Below are 15,825 nucleotides of genomic sequence, written 5' to 3'. Positions count from 1 at the left end.
TTGATCAACAATCGACCAAGAAAGTGCCTCAACTGGAATACCACACAGGATGCATTTGAATGTGAAGTGGTGCAGTTAATTTGACAATCTATCATATAAAAAAACCATGCCGCAGCATGGTTTTACGATTAAAAGAATTTTTTAATAATTGGGTATTCCCAGTTGTCGTCCTGTATTGCTTTTACGATACCTACAATTGGCACGATTACGGTCATTGCTACGAAGACAACTAAGAATGGCAGACCGATTAAAAGTGCACTGAATATCGCTGAAATGAAAATTAACACGCCCATCAAGATTTGGAATAGCAAGGCTTGAATCGATATTTTTTTAACTGAAGCATCATCAACAAATAAATAAAATAAAACTGGGATAAGGTATGGTGCGAAAAATGGACTTGCATGCACAATCACTTTTAACCATTTAGTAGATTCAACGTTTTTATCGTTCATTTGAATAGTCCTTTCTATTATGTGGTAGTTATTCTACGGGATAAGCTATAAAATAGTTTCATTCTAGCTATAAACCGTTTGGAAACATTTTTTAGCAGTCGACGTCCTTTCTAATATCACATGATGAAAGGGATGTTTCTTTTGAAGAAAGCATTGCTTACAGCAGGAATTACTATTTTATGCCTCGCTGTTTTACTCGTTATGCCCTACTGCCTTTTAAAGAGCTCGTATGATTCAAGCGACTCTGTTGACCATAAAAATATACACTCGATATCGAACGGAAATAGCGGTGAAAAAATTGCTGTTTGGTTATCAAGTGACCGTTAAAGCCATGTATTTTCATGGCTTTTTGTTTTGATTAATTTTCTTTTACGTTTGTCGACATTAGGGTATGGATATGGGACAATATTAATAACTACGGAGAAAAAGAGGCGTTACGATGATTCGAACTTTAGGTTTTACAAAAGACAATAACGTAGTGGCCGATTTTCCATTGGATGAGTTGCATACATTCGACTTCGACTGGTATTGGGTAGATTTTGATCAACCAACACCTACGGAAAATACGTACTTAGATACGGTATTTCACTTTCACCCATTAGCAATCGAGGACTCATTAATGCGTTTACAACGTCCGAAAATCGACTATTATGACGACTGCCACTTCCTTGTCGTACATAAAATGAATTCTATTGAATTAGAAGCAGAAGAAGTAAATATTTTTATCGCTAGCAACTTTATCGTGACATATCACAAGACGCCTGTTCCTGAGATTGAAACAGCGCGTAAACGTGTACTAAACCAGCCTGGTGATTGGGAGCGCGGTTCTTATTACGCCATGTATCAAGTAGTCGATAAACTCGTTGATAGCTACTTCCCTATGGTTTATAACATTGAAGACCGCTTAAATGAAATTGAAGATCAATTAAATTACCAGCGCAATGCAAAGGCGATGTCCGATGTATTTGATTTACGTAGTGACTTATTACACATTCGTCGTATCGTACTCCCAATGCGCGACCTATTGTATCGCATCATGAACTCTGGCCGCCTCGGTTTAATTGGAGCCGAGCGTGCATACTTTGGCGATATTCATGACCATCTCGTAAAACTGACAGAAATGATTGAATCTAACCGAGAATTGACAGCTGACATGCGTGATAGTCATATGTCAATGAATGCTGTACGTATGAATAGTATTATGATGACTTTAACAATTGTATCGACCATCTTCATTCCATTGACTTTCGTTGCAGGAGTATATGGCATGAATTTCGATAACATGCCTGAGCTACATTGGCACTGGGGTTATTTCATTGTACTCGGTGTCATGTTTATCATCGCCGTTTCAATGATTTCTTGGTTCAAACATAAAGGTTGGCTCGATTTTTTCAAATTATAAATAGCTGAGAACTGTCTAATGGACAGTTCTTTTTTTATTTATACACATATTTTTTGTGAATTTTAAAGTTTTTTTGTAATTAATACATTAAAACAAATACTCCAACCGATATAACTAATGAAAATATACTTTTTTTAAAAGTTAATACAAAATTATCAACATTATTTTTTACATAAAGATAGGAGACAATCTCTTGAGTATTTGGAATTTTTCAAAGCCGAAACAGCCCTCATCATATTTTGATTTAGACGCAGCGCTAAATGAAGTGGAGCTTGATTTATCAACATTCCCTGGTTTATCAAAGCAAGTAGAATTATTAAGTTTAACAAAAGAAGACTTAGCAATTATTTCTCATTTCAAGCAATATACAAATGAACTTGTACCATTAATGGTTAATGAATTCTACACCACAATTAGCAAAGCAAGTGAGCTTACATCAATTATTAATCACAACTCTTCAATTGAGCGTTTGAAAGTGACATTGACACGTCATATAACGGCAATTTTCAATGGGCAGTTCAATCATAACTATGTATTAGATCGTAAACGAATTGCACATGTTCATGTTGTAATTGGTTTACCATCAAAATGGTATTTAAATTCATTCCAAGCATTAAATAGTACGTTTATGACGTACTGTGCAGAACTTGGATTACCATTAGATGACTTTAAACGCGCAGTGAATGCATTTGCAAAAGTCATCAATCTCGAACAGCAAATCGTCATTGAAGCATATGATGAGGAGCAAGCAGATATACAGCAGCGCCACATTGATGAAAAAGCAGAAATTATGGTTTCTGTACAAAGTACTGCAGAAGAATTAAGTGCCATTAGTGAGGAAACAACTGCATCGATTCAATCTCTTGTAACACAATCTGAAGATATTTCAGATGCTACAAAAAAAGGGCTAAACTTCGTGAATGAAACTGAGCAAAAATCTGAGAATGGCACACGTTTACTCGTACAACAAAATGATTTAATGGCACGTATGTCGACATCTGTTAAACAATTAGATTCGACGATGGGGCATCTGCGTATTTCCTCACACAAAATCTCAGAAATCGTACGTCTCGTGACAGATATCGCTGATCAGACAAACCTTTTAGCACTAAATGCATCAATTGAGGCGGCACGTGCAGGGGAGCATGGAAAAGGCTTTGCAGTCGTAGCAGATGAAGTTCGTAAGTTAGCTGAGGAAACAAAAAGTGCTGTGCAAAACGTTTCTTCATTAATTCATGAAACCGAATGTAATATCGCCAATATATCCGCGTCTGTTAAAGAAGTAGATACACAAATTTTATCTGGCGTTGAAATGCAAAAAGAATTATCCGACTCATTCCAAACGATTGCACGCGCTGTTTCAGGTATTAAAACAAATCACACATCGACAACAAATGATGTATCTAACATCACAATAATATTAGACGAAATTTCAAATGCGACATTCCAAGTGGCAGATTCTGCAGAACGCTTATTAGAAGTAGCAACAGAATTAACGGAATAATGCCACTGAAAAATCGTCCTCTTAGAAGGGCGATTTTTTTATTATTTTGACATTCTAAAAGGAATCTTCTATACTTGTTTGGATTTCACTTGAAAGGAAGGATGATATGGTAACGCTCTATATTACGCGCCATGGGCAAACCGAATGGAACGTCCAAGAACGTATACAGGGATGGTTTGATTCACCGCTTACAAATTACGGGAAGGATCAAGCAAACGCTCTGTGTAAACGCCTTAGCAGTACACCATTCATCGCTGCTTACTCAAGTCCAAGCGGCCGAGCTTTAGAAACGGCAAAATTGATTTTACAGGGTCATCAAACGCCTCTTTTTATTAAGCATGAATTAAAAGAGATTAATGTAGCAGAATGGCAAGGAATGCTCGTTCAAAAAATTAAACAACAGTACCCTGAAGCCTATGATAATTACATCCATCACGCCGAATGCTTTGAGTCACTAGAAGGTGAAAATTACTACGATGTACTCGAACGTGCAAAAAAAATTATCGATAAAATTGAAGGTAAGTATGAGCAGGATGACAATATACTCGTTGTAACACATAGTATCGTTAAAAAAGTACTTATCAATTATTTCCTCGGACACTCGATAGACCAGCTTTGTGATTCGCCCCATATCGATGGCACAAGTTTAACTATTGTTCATCTTGAAAACGGGCATGCAACAATTGAAAAAGTTGGTTGTGTTGAACATATGCCACCAAAAACTAGATTTTCTCATTAAAAATAGATTGAGCGAGAACTTATTTCTAATAGGTTCGCAACAAAAAGAAGGAACCACGCTTATGGTTCCTTCTTTTTGTTAATCCTTTTATCGACTAAAATTAGTTTGTCCTAGCCTCTTTTTTAAAAGAATGAATGTGGCATTTCACGTTTTGCTTTACGATGTGCGCGACGTGCTGGACCCGATTCAAACAATCGACGTTCTTCATTTGTTTCTGGATAAACCGGGGCAACTTCTTGTGGTTTTCCATTTGTATCGACAGCAACCATCGTGACAAATGATTCTGTTGTTAGTTTAGTATCGCGTGTTTCAATATCACGAGCTTGTACCCGAATATAAATTTCCATTGAAGAACGTCCTGTGTTGCTGACAACTGCTTCTAATTCTAAAATTTCACCCGAATGTACCGGCGCAAAGAAATCAACTGAGTCAAATGAGGCTGTAACAGTTTGCATTTTAGCATGCTTCATTGATGTAACTGCTGCGATTTCGTCAATATAAGCTAAAACTTTCCCACCGAATATTGTATTCATATGATTTGTATCTGGTGGTAACACAAGATGTGTTTGCACCGTTCTTGATTGGCTCATTGGCACTGCTTCTAACATTGCAACCGCTCCTTCGTTTCTTTCATCTGTATCTATAATAAAACACATTCTGTATCATTTCAATAATTAAAGTTCACAAAATAGACTTTAATCTGTATTTATTTAAAAACTAATATTAATATAACAGAAAAAGCAGTGGATCACCCCACTGCTTTTTCATTGGCAATAATTTTTTTCACTTCCGCATATTCCTCATCTGTAAACACACGAGCGCGTATAAGGAAACTTTTATTTTCGATGGATTCAATTGAAAATCCACTCCCAAAACTATCCACAACATCTAATACATGTTGTGTATGCTTCGAATAATTGTAGAGGTTTTCATGCATATAAAATGGCACGTCTCCATCCACATATCCAAGGAGTACATCGATTTGCCCTACTTTAAATTCATCCTCCAAAAAGCATAATGGTTTCGAGCCTTCACAGCAACCACCTGACTGATGAAAAGCTAGTCCTTTTCCATATTTATCTTTTAAAAAATGAATTAATTCAATTGCTTTATCCGTTGCAACAACACGTTCAACCATGTTGCTCTCTCCTTTCGGTTTAGAAGAAACCTTGAGGCTTACGGTTATAGCTAACTAGCAAGTTTTTTGTTTGTTGATAATGATCTAACATCATTTTGTGGTTTTCGCGACCGATACCTGATAACTTGTAACCACCGAATGCTGCACCTGCTGGATATTGGTGATATGTGTTTGTCCATACGCGACCTGCTTGGATTGCTCGACCTGCACGGTAAGCAATGTCACCTGAACGAGACCATACCCCAGCACCTAAGCCGTACTCTGTATCATTCGCAATTTCAATTGCTTCGTCGTAATCTTTGAATGTTGTAAGCGATAATACAGGGCCGAAGATTTCTTCTTGGAAAATACGCATTTTGTTGTTTCCTTTGAAGATAGTAGGTTGGATGTAGAAACCATTTTCTAATCCTTCTACACGATTAGCTTCACCGCCGACTAACACTTCCGCACCTTCATCTTTACCAATTTGTAAATAAGACTTGATTTTTTCTTGTTGTTCATTTGAGTTTTGTGCACCCATCATTACTTCTGTATCTAATGGATTACCAATTTTGATTGCTTTTACGCGCTCAATTGCACGCTCAATGAATTTATCGTAAATTGATTCTTGGATTAATGCACGTGATGGACAAGTACAAATCTCACCTGAGTTTAGCGCAAACATAACAAGACCTTCAATTGCTTTATCTAAGAATTCATCATCTTCATCCATAACATCTTCAAAGAATACATTAGGTGACTTACCACCTAACTCTAATGTTACAGGAATGATATTTTCAGTTGCGTATTGCATAATTAAACGCCCTACTGCTGTAGAACCTGTGAATGCCACTTTCGCAATTTTTTTGTTTGTTGCTAAGGCTTTACCTACTGTTGCACCAAAGCCATTAACGATGTTTACAACACCTGGTGGTAGTAAGTCTTCGATTAATTCCATTACAACCATAATCGATACTGGTGTTTGCTCTGCCGGTTTTAATACGACACAGTTACCAGCTGCTAATGCAGGAGCTAGCTTCCAAACTGCCATTAAAATCGGGAAGTTCCAAGGAATAATTTGACCAACAACGCCTAGAGGCTCTTGGAAGTGATACGCTACTGTATCATCATCTAATTGCGTAAGACTACCCTCTTGTGCACGAATAGCAGAAGCGAAATAACGGAAATGATCTACTGCTAATGGAATATCTGCATTTAATGTTTCTCGAACAGCTTTACCATTATCCCAAGTTTCAGCAACCGCAATTAATTCTAAGTTTTCTTCAATGCGATCAGCAATTTTATTTAGAATATTAGCACGTTCAGTTGCTGAAGTTTTACCCCAAGCTTCTTTCGCTTTATGTGCAGCCTCAAGTGCTAATTCGATATCTTCAGCAGTTGATTTTGCAGCTTTAGTGAAAACTTCACCTGTTACTGGCGTTACATTATCAAAATACTCACCCTTTACTGGTGCTACCCATTCACCACCAATATAGTTATCGTATTTTTCCTTAAATTGAATTACTGCGCCTTCAGTGTTTGGATTTGCATAGATCATTACACTATCCGCTCCCTTACGATTATTTTAAAACGTCAAATTCCTAGAATTTTCTGTTTCGTACATATATTATCTAACAAAAAACATATTTTTTCAAATAATAGGTCAATGGATTTCTGCTAATTCTCTTTCCTCATCTTCTGTAAAAGGTCGACTTCGTGTTAGAAATGCTTTTCCTAATTCTGCTTCAAGTGAAAAGCCACCCATCCCATTCGTAACATCGACAATGATTTGCGTGTGCTTCATATATTCATATAAGCTTTCATGCATGTAAAATGGAATATCCTCGTCTAATGTACCAAGCAATAAATCCACGCTGCCTTCTTTAAATTCACCCTGCTCATAGCACATCGGTGCAGTTCCATCACAGCACCCACCAGATAAGTGAAATACTAGTGCTCCATGTGATGCTTTTAATTCTTGAATAACAGTCAGTGCTTCCTCAGTTGCGATTACACGTTCTACCATTTTCATCACCCCTTATTTATCTTTACCCGCATTAAAAAAGGACAAGCATCATACTTGTCCTTTCTGAGTCTATAAACCACCTAAATATGCTGCACGTACTTCATCACTTTCTTGTAGTTCCTTAGCATCGCCAGATAATACAACTTTACCGGTTTCAATAACGTAGGCTCGCTGCGCAACTGACAGTGCCATATGTGCGTTTTGTTCAACTAATAAAATCGTTGTACCTGCTTCGTTAATTTCTTTAATAATACTAAAAATCGTTTGAACCATTAAAGGTGCTAGGCCCATCGAAGGTTCATCTAGCAACAATAACTTAGGCTTCGCCATGATCGCGCGACCCATCGCAAGCATTTGTTGCTCACCACCAGATAACGTTCCTGCAGACTGGCTTTTTCGTTCAAGCAATCGCGGAAATAGCTCATAAACTCGTTCCATATCTCTTTTAATACCATCGCGGTCTTTGCGTAAATAAGCACCTAAATCTAAATTTTCCTCTACACTCATGTTTGCAAAAACTCGACGACCTTCTGGTACTTGCGAGATGCCACTCTTCACAATTCCTTGCGCTGCTTTTCCTGCGATTGAGTTTCCGAGGTATTCAATTTTGCCTTTTTTCGGTTTTAATAGGCCAGATAACGTCTTAAGTAACGTTGTTTTCCCGGCACCATTTGCACCGATTAATGTAACGATTTCACCCTCATTTACTTCTAGTGATACTTCACGCAATGCTTGAATATTGCCGTAAAATACATCGATATTTTCAACTTTTAGCATTAAACCGTTACCTCCTCACCTAAATACGCCTCGATTACTTTCTTGTTGCTACGAATTTTTTCTGGTGTGCCTGATGCGATAAGTTGCCCATGGTCTAGGACATAAATTCGCTCACAGATTCCCATAACAAGTCCCATATCATGCTCGATTAATAAAATTGTTAAATCAAATTTTTTACGAATCAATGCAATTAAATCCATCAATGCACTCGTCTCTTTTGGATTCATACCAGCAGCTGGTTCATCTAATAATAAAAGCTTAGGCCCGGCAGCTAATGCACGTGCAATTTCAAGGCGGCGCTGCATCCCATAAGGTAAATTTTTTGCTAGCTCATCTTTATATTTATCTAGCTCGAAAATCTTTAAAAATTCGAGTGATTCCTTCTCCATTTTTGCTTCACCTTTGAAATAAGTTGGTAAACGTAATATTGAGCTTAGTACCGAATGATTTGCTAGAGAATGGTTCGCTACTTTTACATTATCAAGAACAGTTAATTCTTTGAACAGACGAATATTTTGGAATGTACGGCTCATACCACTTTTTGTTACTTGGTGTGGTGACATATTATTGGTCACTTTTCCATCAAACGTAATCTGTCCCTCTGTTGGTTTATATACACCTGTTAGCATATTAAAACTTGTCGTTTTTCCGGCACCATTTGGACCGATTAGACCGATTAGTTCTCCTTCAAATAATTCCATATCAAAGCCTTGTACAGCCTTTAACCCACCAAACTGAATACCGACATTTTCTACTTTTAAAAGAGAGTTACTCATGTGCGTCTCCTCCCTTGCGCTTACGTTTGAATAAATCTGTAATTTCTTTTGTACCCATTAAACCTACTGGGCGATAAAGCATGACAAGAATTAACACAAGGCTGTAAATAATCATTCGTGTTTCTGGGAAGTCTTGTAGGTAAAGTGAAATAATTGTTAATGCAACTGCCGCAATCACTGCACCTGATAGGCTACCAAGACCACCTAGTACAACATAAATTAAAATATCAAATGATTTTAAGAACCCGAATTGAGCTGGTTGAATGATGAAGAAATTGTGAGAGAATAAACCACCTGCAAGCCCTGCAAATAACGAACCAATCGCAAATGCGAGTACTTTATAATACGTGATATTAATTCCCATCGCATCAGCAGCAATTTCATCTTCTCGAATCGCAATACAAGCACGACCATGACGTGAGCGTGTAAAGTTCGAAATGACAATAATCGTAATTAACATGCCGAAGAATGCATACGTCCACGTTGTTTGTTGCATAACTTGCATCCCTGCCGCTCCACCAACATACTCCCAGTTTAAGAAGATAATACGGATGATTTCTGCAAAGCCTAATGTGGCAATGGCTAAGTAATCTCCGCGTAAACGAAGCGTTGGAATCCCAACGATTAATCCTGCAATCGCAGCTACAATAGCACCTGCAAGTAATCCAACGATAAATGGTAAATGTAGCTGCATCGTACAAATCGCTGAAATGTAGGCCCCTACTGCTAAAAACCCTGCATGGCCGATTGAAAACTGTCCTGTAATACCAATAACTAAGTGAAGACTGACAGCTAACATTACATTAATCGCAATCGTAATAAGTAAATTTGAATAATACATATCTAATTGACCACTTGAAATCATCACTTGAATAATTGCATAGCCAATAATCGCTATAATCGTGTAGATCCAAAATGTTTTTGAAATTTTCATCATGACCACCTACACTTTCTCGCGCGTATTTTTACCAAAAATACCCGCTGGTTTAAAGATTAAAATTAAAATAAGAATGATAAATGCTGCTGCATCGCGCCACATTGAGAAGCCAAGCGCACTAACAACTGTCTCCACAATACCTAGCACCATACCACCTGTCATAGCACCTGGAATACTACCAATACCACCTAGTACAGCTGCAATGAATGCTTTTACGCCAGGGATAATCCCCATTAATGGATCAATTTTTGTGTAGTATAAACCGAATACTACGCCAGCAGCACCTGCTAATGCAGAACCAATTGCAAACGTTGCTGAGATTGTATTATTCACATTAATCCCCATTAAGCGAGCAGCTTCCATATCATGAGAAACAGCACGCATTGCTTTACCAATTTTTGTTTTATGCACAATAAATTGTAGTAATAACATTAAAACAATTGTTGTGACTAGTATAATGATTGATTCTGAGCTAATTTGTGTACCAAAAACAGTAAATGTTTTTGAAATAACTGCATTATCAGGGTAAGCTTCCGGCTGTGCGCCGCGGAAGAAAATCGTCGTATATTCAATTAATAACGACATCCCGATAGCTGTAATTAACGCGGCAATACGCGTCGCATTACGTAAGCGTTTATAAGCAAGGCGTTCAATAACAACACCTAAAATAGAACAAATAACCATTGCGGCAAGTAACGACGGAATAAATCCGATATGCCAATGTGTTAAGCCGTAAAATCCAACAAATGCACCAATCATAAAAACATCACCATGTGCGAAGTTAATTAATTTAATGATGCCGTATACCATCGTATATCCAAGTGCAATCAACGCATAAATACTACCAATTGATATACCGTTTACGAGTTGTTGAAGCCACTCCATAATTTTCACTCCTTTTTATCAAATTAAAAAAAGGAGGACAAGTGCCCCCCTTCATAAAAGACTTGTCGCTTAAGGTTCCACCTTTGTTTTGAACACTTGTTTGCCGTCTTTAAATTCAAGAACTGTTGCCGATTTGATTGTGTTATGTTCTTCATCCACAGAAATTTTACCTGTTACAAGACTTAAATCCTTCGTATCTGCTAATGCTTTTTGAATATCTTCACCTTTTGTTGAACCTGCTCGTTCAATTGCATCTTTTAGCCAGTACACTGAGTCGTAGCCAAGTGCATTGAAGGCATCTGGTGATTTATCATCATTTGCTTCTTTAAATGCTTTTACGAATTTTTGGATTTTTTCATCTGGATCTTCTGCAGAATAGTGGTTTGTAAAGAATGTGTTATCAAGTGATTTGGCACCCGCAAGCTCAACAATTTTTGGTGAATCCCAGCCATCGCCACCCATCATTGGAGCGTCAATACCAATTGAACGTGCTTGCTTCACAATTAAGCCTACTTCTTCGTAGTAACCTGGTACATAAATGAAATCAGGATTTTTTGATTTTAAGCGTGTAAGTGTTGATTTAAAGTCCGTATCTTTTGCTACATATGATTCTTCAGCCACAACCTTGCTACCATTTGCTTCAATTTGCTTTTTGAATGCTTCAGCTAAACCTTTTGCATAGTCACTTGAGCTATCCGCAAAAATCGCTACGTTTTTCGCTTTCAAATCATTTGATGCAAAGTCCGCCGCAATTTTCCCTTGGAATGGGTCAATGAAACATGTACGGAATGCATATTCATTTACAGCACCGTCATCATTTACTGTTACTGTTTGTGAAGTACCTGATGGTGAAATAAGTGGCATTTTATTTTGGTCCGCTACTTGTACAGCCGCCACTGTATTACCAGATGTTGCTGAACCAATTTGCGCTACTACTTTTTCTTGTGTCGCTAATTTTAATGCCGCTGATGTCGCCTCAGAGTTTTCTGATTTGTTATCAATTTTTACTGCCTCGATTTTTTTACCATCGATACCACCTGCATCATTAATTTCTTTAATTGCAAGTTCCGCACCCTTTGAAATTCCCGAACCATATGATGCTACAGCGCCTGACAGCTCTAAGTTCAAGCCTATTTTAATTGTGTCACCATCTGATGACCCACTACCTGAACCTGAATCTTTCGAGCCACACGCTGTTAATGTTCCTAACAATAGTGCAGATGAAACAATCAATGCACCGTACTTCTTTAAATTGTTATTCTTCATTAAACTTCATCCCCCTTGCGCCGAATTTTATTTAATAATTCTGACTATTGATAACATAACTTTAAAATATGTTTTCTAATTCCATATTTTATATTCTAAAAACAAATAAGTAAACATAATTTTCTATTAATTCAAAAAATTAAAAAAATAATATATTAGTGTTTTTTAGAGAATTTAACTGTTTTTTCTAGGATTTAACGTTCGAATGATTTATTGCTATAATTAGATAAAGGAGGTTTCACAATGACAAAAGCGTTAATGTGGTTTCGTTATGATTTACGGTTGCATGATAATCTAGCATTACTTGCTGCAAGCGACTTCGATGAAGTCATTCCTGTGTTCATCTATGAAAAAACAAATTCAGCTACTACAGCCTCTGATTGGTGGCTACATTATTCATTAGAAGCGCTAGCAGAATCAATTAAATCACGTGGTGGTTCACTTATTATACGCCAAGGAAATCCACAACTCATTATTGAAGAATTGATGAATACATTCCAAATAGATGCCCTATTTTTCAATCGTAGTCTCCTATCTAAAGATGTACTACTTGAACAAGAACTCGTTGAAAAATATTCTACTAAAACAACATATGTGAAGTGTTTTGATGATCGATTACTATTTTATCATCATAAGATTGTTACGAAGAATCAGACACCATATAAGGTATTCTCGTCTTATTGGAAAATAGCAAAGTTGCAATATATTACTTTTCCACAAAATAAAAATAGTTCTTTTTCGAAAGATACATTTGATTCTTTGGCATTAGATGACTTAAAATTAATCGATAATCATCATTGGATGAAAAAATTTGGTGCATATTGGACTCCTGGCGAACAGCAGGCCATTCAAAAATTTGAGGATTTTATCGAACAAGATTTAGCTTCTTATAATAAGCTGAGAGATTTCCCAGGAAAGCAGGGAACGTCTGATATGTCTCCTTATTTAGCTTGGGGGAATATTAGTATTCGCTCGATGTGGTACCGTGTAAAGCGATTTATTGATGAACAGCCCGAACATGCAGATGCTGCTGATAGCTATTTAAGACAACTAGCCTGGCGAGACTTTGCTTATGAACAGTTAGCACAGTTCCCTGACCTTGACCGTGTTCCTGTGCGTAAAGCCTTTCAGCATTATCCATGGGCTTTCGATGAGGATTTATTCACAGCGTGGAAAACCGGCCAAACTGGTTACCCGCTAGTGGACGCTGGGATGCGTGAACTGTGGGAGACGGGCATTATACACAACCGTGTTCGAATGGTTGTAGCTTCTTTCCTTGTTAAACATCTACGCATCCCTTGGCAGTACGGCTATGACTGGTTTAAAGAAACGCTCGTCGATTTTGATACCGCAAATAATGCGATGGGATGGCAATGGGTTACCGGTAGTGGTATTGATGCTGCGCCTTATTTCCGCGTTTTCAATCCTACTGGACAAGCTCAAAAATTTGATAGTGGCGCTTTATACATTAAACGTTGGATTCCAGAGCTAAAAGATGTTCCACCTGATGTTATCCACAGCCCTCAAAAATATGTAGCAGCGCATCAGATAAGTTATCCACAGCCAATTGTGGACCATGCAACAGCACGAAAGCTTGCGCTTGAAGGCTTTGAGCATATTAAAAAACATTAAAAAAAGCAGGAATCGCTCATCGGCGGTTCCTGCTTTTTTATACGCAGACATACGATTATTTTCGCTGTCTTTATATATTATTTTTCATTACGTTGAATAGCTGCTGCAAGGAGTTTATCTTGAATATTAACATATTGTTCGATTTCTTCGTCTGTCAGTGCATCGAATAATTCTGTTTGAAACTCACGACCAAATGCTTGAGCTTCATTGAATACTTTCAGGCCTTCTTCCGTAATATCGAGCAATACATGGCGACGATCATCATCGTTATATTTACGAACTGCATAACCTGCTTTTACAAGTTTATTCGAAATATTCGTCATAGCGCCAGGTGTACAGCCAATTTTATCGGCTAATACCGTTTGCTTTTGCGCACCACTATTTCTCAATTCAGCTAATACAAGGACAGGTGTTACACCAATTTTATGAGGGAATCGTTTCATAAAGTAAACGATATTTGAATTGTTGATGATTTCTGTCGCATGAATGAGTTGAAAGATGTTTTTGTTTTTCAAAACTATGCCTCCTTCTCGCATAACTATCGAAGCATAATTGAACCGCCATCCGTCATGATTGTTTGACCAGTAATGTATTGAGAATCTTCAGAAGCTAAGAATACTGCCACGCGACCGATATCTTGTTCAACATCGCCAAAACGACCTAATGGAATTTTGTTTTTTACTGCTTCATAGTATTCAGGTTGAGCTTTAGACCATGCTTCAACGCCTGGTGAATAAGCAATTGGGCTAATCATATTAACGTTGATGCCAAATTGACCCCACTCATTTGCAGCGACACGTGAAATACCACGAATTGCTTCTTTTGCTGCTGCATACGCGCCTTGAGTTGGATCGCCTTTTAACCCTGCACCTGATGCGAAGTTAATAATATTACCTTGTGATTCTTTTAAGTAAGGGAATGCTGCTTGCATTAAATAGAAAGTTGGATAAAAACCTGTACCGAATGAAAGATCGATATCTTCTTGTGTTGTTTCCATTAATGGTTTTTGTTTTGATGCATGTGCATTATTTACTAAGACATCTAGTTTACCATATTTTTTAACAACTGTTTCGACGATGTTTCCTAAGTTATCTCGATCCATTAAGTTTGCTTGCATGAACATAGACTCTGGAGAATATTGTTGTAGTTCTTTCTCCATTACTTTACCAGTTTCCTCGTTTAAATCGACGATTGTTACGATAGCGCCTTCTTTAACCATCGCTTTCGCCATACCGCTACCAATGCCACCTGCTCCACCTGTGATGATGACTACTTTATTCTCTAATTTACCCATTCAAAACACTCCTTAATGTTTAATTAATTATATTTTAACATTAAAATATTTAATTTTAAACTAAAAAGAATTTCGCTCATAAATTAACAAACGATCATTCGGTGACATAATCATTTGTGGAGGCATTAGCAGTTCTTTTACAAACTGAAAAGACGACCAATCTAATAAATCAACGTATTCGAACATTGGAAAATAAACGATAATTTTCATATTCCGAGGATAACGTTCATAGGACTTATTGATATTTGCTAATACCTTCTCAAAAACCGCAGGGCTGAATGGATTAAAAAAGAAGAAAATAGAATCCGTTTTTTGAATACGATAATTTTGTGCTAATTGATGATGAAAGGTAATCTCTTTTTCGCCATACTTTTTACAATATAAATGTCGATTCATATTTGCTACTTCAACACATAGCTCGTCATATTCAATTCCTGTCACTGGAATACCCCAGCGGTAATTTGCATAAATAGCAACGCGTCCTTTACCACTTCCAAAATCCACAAAACTATCTTCATCTGTTACCTCTATCTCATTTGCCAATAACTCTAACACATTATAGGCAGTTGGTTCATATGAATGATTGTCTGCAAGGTGAATTGCTGCTGGCTCATCTGCCGTTGTTTGAATACCTAATATTTTTTCAAATTGATAATCGCTCATGTGATTCACCTACCCTTTTTTTATTGATTATATACGAAAAAACCCATCTATACATCGGTGTGCTTTCCGATGTAAGATGGGTTTTTCAAGCGTAAATATAAGTTGGGTGGGTTATTCCTGCTTATTAACAGGTATGAAAAAATAGGCTACTCGCTGTCTTCGATGACGAGTCGATTTCTTTGAGTATTCTTTTAGCAGTGTGTGGACATACACTACTGAAAGATGGATGAATAATCAACTAGAGTGTGCGGAAGTCATACTTAGTGGACATTAAGTAGACTAATCTAGCAATTATTCAATTGGATAGAACGAAATATGGCTTCTTCAGGACTCACAAGGAGACCTCATATTTCTA

The 15,825-nt window shown here is 37.3% G+C and carries 18 protein-coding genes; 5 read left to right on the top strand and 13 right to left on the bottom strand.

Annotated features, from left to right (window positions below):
* Positions 1-128: 128 nt before the first annotated feature.
* Positions 129-452: a DUF4870 domain-containing protein gene (locus ACFSY7_RS13510; protein ID WP_126991997.1), complete on the bottom strand. Its 324-nt coding sequence runs from the start codon at positions 450-452 to the stop codon at positions 129-131.
* Positions 453-593: 141 nt separating this feature from the next.
* Between ACFSY7_RS13510 and ACFSY7_RS13505 the strand changes: the two genes are divergently transcribed.
* From ACFSY7_RS13505 to ACFSY7_RS13490, 4 genes are all read left to right on the top strand, one after another.
* Positions 594-779 carry a hypothetical protein gene (locus tag ACFSY7_RS13505; RefSeq protein WP_147633142.1) on the top strand — a complete coding sequence of 62 codons (186 nt, stop codon included), beginning with the start codon at positions 594-596 and terminating at the stop codon, positions 777-779.
* A 112-nt stretch (positions 780-891) separates the two neighbouring features.
* Entirely contained in the window at positions 892-1,854 is a 963-nt protein-coding gene (gene corA, locus ACFSY7_RS13500; RefSeq protein WP_126991998.1) for a magnesium/cobalt transporter CorA, read from the top strand.
* A 193-nt stretch (positions 1,855-2,047) separates the two neighbouring features.
* Positions 2,048-3,358, top strand: coding sequence for a globin-coupled sensor protein (locus ACFSY7_RS13495; RefSeq protein ID WP_380148200.1), 1,311 nt, complete (start codon positions 2,048-2,050; stop codon positions 3,356-3,358).
* Between the two features lie 106 nt (positions 3,359-3,464).
* On the top strand, positions 3,465-4,097 hold the full coding sequence (locus ACFSY7_RS13490; RefSeq protein ID WP_126992000.1) for a histidine phosphatase family protein: 633 nt from the start codon (positions 3,465-3,467) through the stop codon (positions 4,095-4,097).
* Between the two features lie 122 nt (positions 4,098-4,219).
* On the opposite strand, the gene ACFSY7_RS13485 is transcribed toward ACFSY7_RS13490, so the two are convergent.
* The 9 genes from ACFSY7_RS13485 to ACFSY7_RS13445 all read right to left on the bottom strand — a co-directional run bounded on the left by ACFSY7_RS13485 (position 4,220) and on the right by ACFSY7_RS13445 (position 11,881).
* Positions 4,220-4,705, bottom strand: a complete 486-nt coding sequence (locus ACFSY7_RS13485; protein WP_126992001.1) for an acyl-CoA thioesterase — start codon at positions 4,703-4,705, stop codon at positions 4,220-4,222.
* A gap of 140 nt (positions 4,706-4,845) precedes the next feature.
* On the bottom strand, positions 4,846-5,235 hold the full coding sequence (locus ACFSY7_RS13480; protein WP_380148199.1) for a DUF779 domain-containing protein: 390 nt from the start codon (positions 5,233-5,235) through the stop codon (positions 4,846-4,848).
* A 19-nt stretch (positions 5,236-5,254) separates the two neighbouring features.
* Positions 5,255-6,772, bottom strand: coding sequence for an acetaldehyde dehydrogenase ExaC (exaC, locus tag ACFSY7_RS13475; RefSeq protein ID WP_126992003.1), 1,518 nt, complete (start codon positions 6,770-6,772; stop codon positions 5,255-5,257).
* Between the two features lie 105 nt (positions 6,773-6,877).
* A complete protein-coding gene (locus ACFSY7_RS13470) occupies positions 6,878-7,240 on the bottom strand; it encodes a DUF779 domain-containing protein (protein ID WP_126992004.1) in 363 nt (120 codons plus the stop codon).
* Positions 7,241-7,309: 69 nt separating this feature from the next.
* Positions 7,310-8,017, bottom strand: coding sequence for an ABC transporter ATP-binding protein (locus ACFSY7_RS13465; protein WP_126992005.1), 708 nt, complete (start codon positions 8,015-8,017; stop codon positions 7,310-7,312).
* Positions 8,017-8,793, bottom strand: a complete 777-nt coding sequence (locus ACFSY7_RS13460) for an ABC transporter ATP-binding protein (protein WP_380148198.1) — start codon at positions 8,791-8,793, stop codon at positions 8,017-8,019. Before ACFSY7_RS13460 ends, ACFSY7_RS13465 begins: the two co-directional genes overlap by 1 nt.
* Positions 8,786-9,727 (bottom strand): branched-chain amino acid ABC transporter permease, encoded by a 942-nt coding sequence (locus ACFSY7_RS13455; protein ID WP_126992056.1) that lies wholly within the window; start codon positions 9,725-9,727, stop codon positions 8,786-8,788. Before ACFSY7_RS13455 ends, ACFSY7_RS13460 begins: the two co-directional genes overlap by 8 nt.
* Positions 9,728-9,736: 9 nt before the next feature.
* Positions 9,737-10,615: a branched-chain amino acid ABC transporter permease gene (locus ACFSY7_RS13450; protein ID WP_380148197.1), complete on the bottom strand. Its 879-nt coding sequence runs from the start codon at positions 10,613-10,615 to the stop codon at positions 9,737-9,739.
* Positions 10,616-10,684: 69 nt separating this feature from the next.
* The gene (locus ACFSY7_RS13445; RefSeq protein WP_380148196.1) at positions 10,685-11,881 is read right to left on the bottom strand and encodes an ABC transporter substrate-binding protein; all 1,197 of its coding nucleotides are present in this window, start codon (positions 11,879-11,881) and stop codon (positions 10,685-10,687) included.
* 243 nt (positions 11,882-12,124) lie between these two features.
* Between ACFSY7_RS13445 and ACFSY7_RS13440 the strand changes: the two genes are divergently transcribed.
* Positions 12,125-13,513, top strand: coding sequence for a cryptochrome/photolyase family protein (locus ACFSY7_RS13440; protein WP_380148195.1), 1,389 nt, complete (start codon positions 12,125-12,127; stop codon positions 13,511-13,513).
* Positions 13,514-13,590: 77 nt separating this feature from the next.
* On the opposite strand, the gene ACFSY7_RS13435 is transcribed toward ACFSY7_RS13440, so the two are convergent.
* From ACFSY7_RS13435 to ACFSY7_RS13425, 3 genes are read right to left on the bottom strand one after another with little or no spacing between them, the layout of a single operon-like run.
* The gene (locus ACFSY7_RS13435) at positions 13,591-14,028 is read right to left on the bottom strand and encodes a MarR family winged helix-turn-helix transcriptional regulator (RefSeq protein WP_126992010.1); all 438 of its coding nucleotides are present in this window, start codon (positions 14,026-14,028) and stop codon (positions 13,591-13,593) included.
* Between the two features lie 23 nt (positions 14,029-14,051).
* Entirely contained in the window at positions 14,052-14,807 is a 756-nt protein-coding gene (locus tag ACFSY7_RS13430; RefSeq protein ID WP_380148194.1) for an SDR family NAD(P)-dependent oxidoreductase, read from the bottom strand.
* Between the two features lie 60 nt (positions 14,808-14,867).
* A complete protein-coding gene (locus ACFSY7_RS13425) occupies positions 14,868-15,470 on the bottom strand; it encodes a methyltransferase (protein WP_380148193.1) in 603 nt (200 codons plus the stop codon).
* Between the last annotated feature and the right edge of the window lie 355 nt (positions 15,471-15,825).

It is taken from the genome of Kurthia populi (genome assembly GCF_042686175.1).
Lineage (GTDB): Bacteria > Bacillota > Bacilli > Bacillales_A > Planococcaceae > Kurthia > Kurthia populi.
The sequence above is the reverse complement of the archived record's forward strand: the minus strand, read 5'-3'. Positions and strand labels throughout refer to the sequence as shown.

Bases quoted from the DNA above. Each gene is read 5' to 3' on its own strand.
- ACFSY7_RS13510 (WP_126991997.1), bottom strand. From the start codon at position 452: ATGAACGATAAAAACGTTGAATCTACTAAATGGTTAAAAGTGATTGTG.
- corA (WP_126991998.1), top strand. From the start codon at position 892: ATGATTCGAACTTTAGGTTTTACAAAAGACAATAACGTAGTGGCCGAT.
- ACFSY7_RS13490 (WP_126992000.1), top strand. From the start codon at position 3,465: ATGGTAACGCTCTATATTACGCGCCATGGGCAAACCGAATGGAACGTC.
- ACFSY7_RS13485 (WP_126992001.1), bottom strand. From the start codon at position 4,705: ATGTTAGAAGCAGTGCCAATGAGCCAATCAAGAACGGTGCAAACACAT.
- ACFSY7_RS13480 (WP_380148199.1), bottom strand. From the start codon at position 5,235: ATGGTTGAACGTGTTGTTGCAACGGATAAAGCAATTGAATTAATTCAT.
- exaC (WP_126992003.1), bottom strand. From the start codon at position 6,772: ATGATCTATGCAAATCCAAACACTGAAGGCGCAGTAATTCAATTTAAG.
- ACFSY7_RS13470 (WP_126992004.1), bottom strand. From the start codon at position 7,240: ATGGTAGAACGTGTAATCGCAACTGAGGAAGCACTGACTGTTATTCAA.
- ACFSY7_RS13465 (WP_126992005.1), bottom strand. From the start codon at position 8,017: ATGCTAAAAGTTGAAAATATCGATGTATTTTACGGCAATATTCAAGCA.
- ACFSY7_RS13460 (WP_380148198.1), bottom strand. From the start codon at position 8,793: ATGAGTAACTCTCTTTTAAAAGTAGAAAATGTCGGTATTCAGTTTGGT.
- ACFSY7_RS13455 (WP_126992056.1), bottom strand. From the start codon at position 9,727: ATGAAAATTTCAAAAACATTTTGGATCTACACGATTATAGCGATTATT.
- ACFSY7_RS13450 (WP_380148197.1), bottom strand. From the start codon at position 10,615: ATGGAGTGGCTTCAACAACTCGTAAACGGTATATCAATTGGTAGTATT.
- ACFSY7_RS13445 (WP_380148196.1), bottom strand. From the start codon at position 11,881: ATGAAGAATAACAATTTAAAGAAGTACGGTGCATTGATTGTTTCATCT.
- ACFSY7_RS13440 (WP_380148195.1), top strand. From the start codon at position 12,125: ATGACAAAAGCGTTAATGTGGTTTCGTTATGATTTACGGTTGCATGAT.
- ACFSY7_RS13430 (WP_380148194.1), bottom strand. From the start codon at position 14,807: ATGGGTAAATTAGAGAATAAAGTAGTCATCATCACAGGTGGAGCAGGT.
- ACFSY7_RS13425 (WP_380148193.1), bottom strand. From the start codon at position 15,470: ATGAGCGATTATCAATTTGAAAAAATATTAGGTATTCAAACAACGGCA.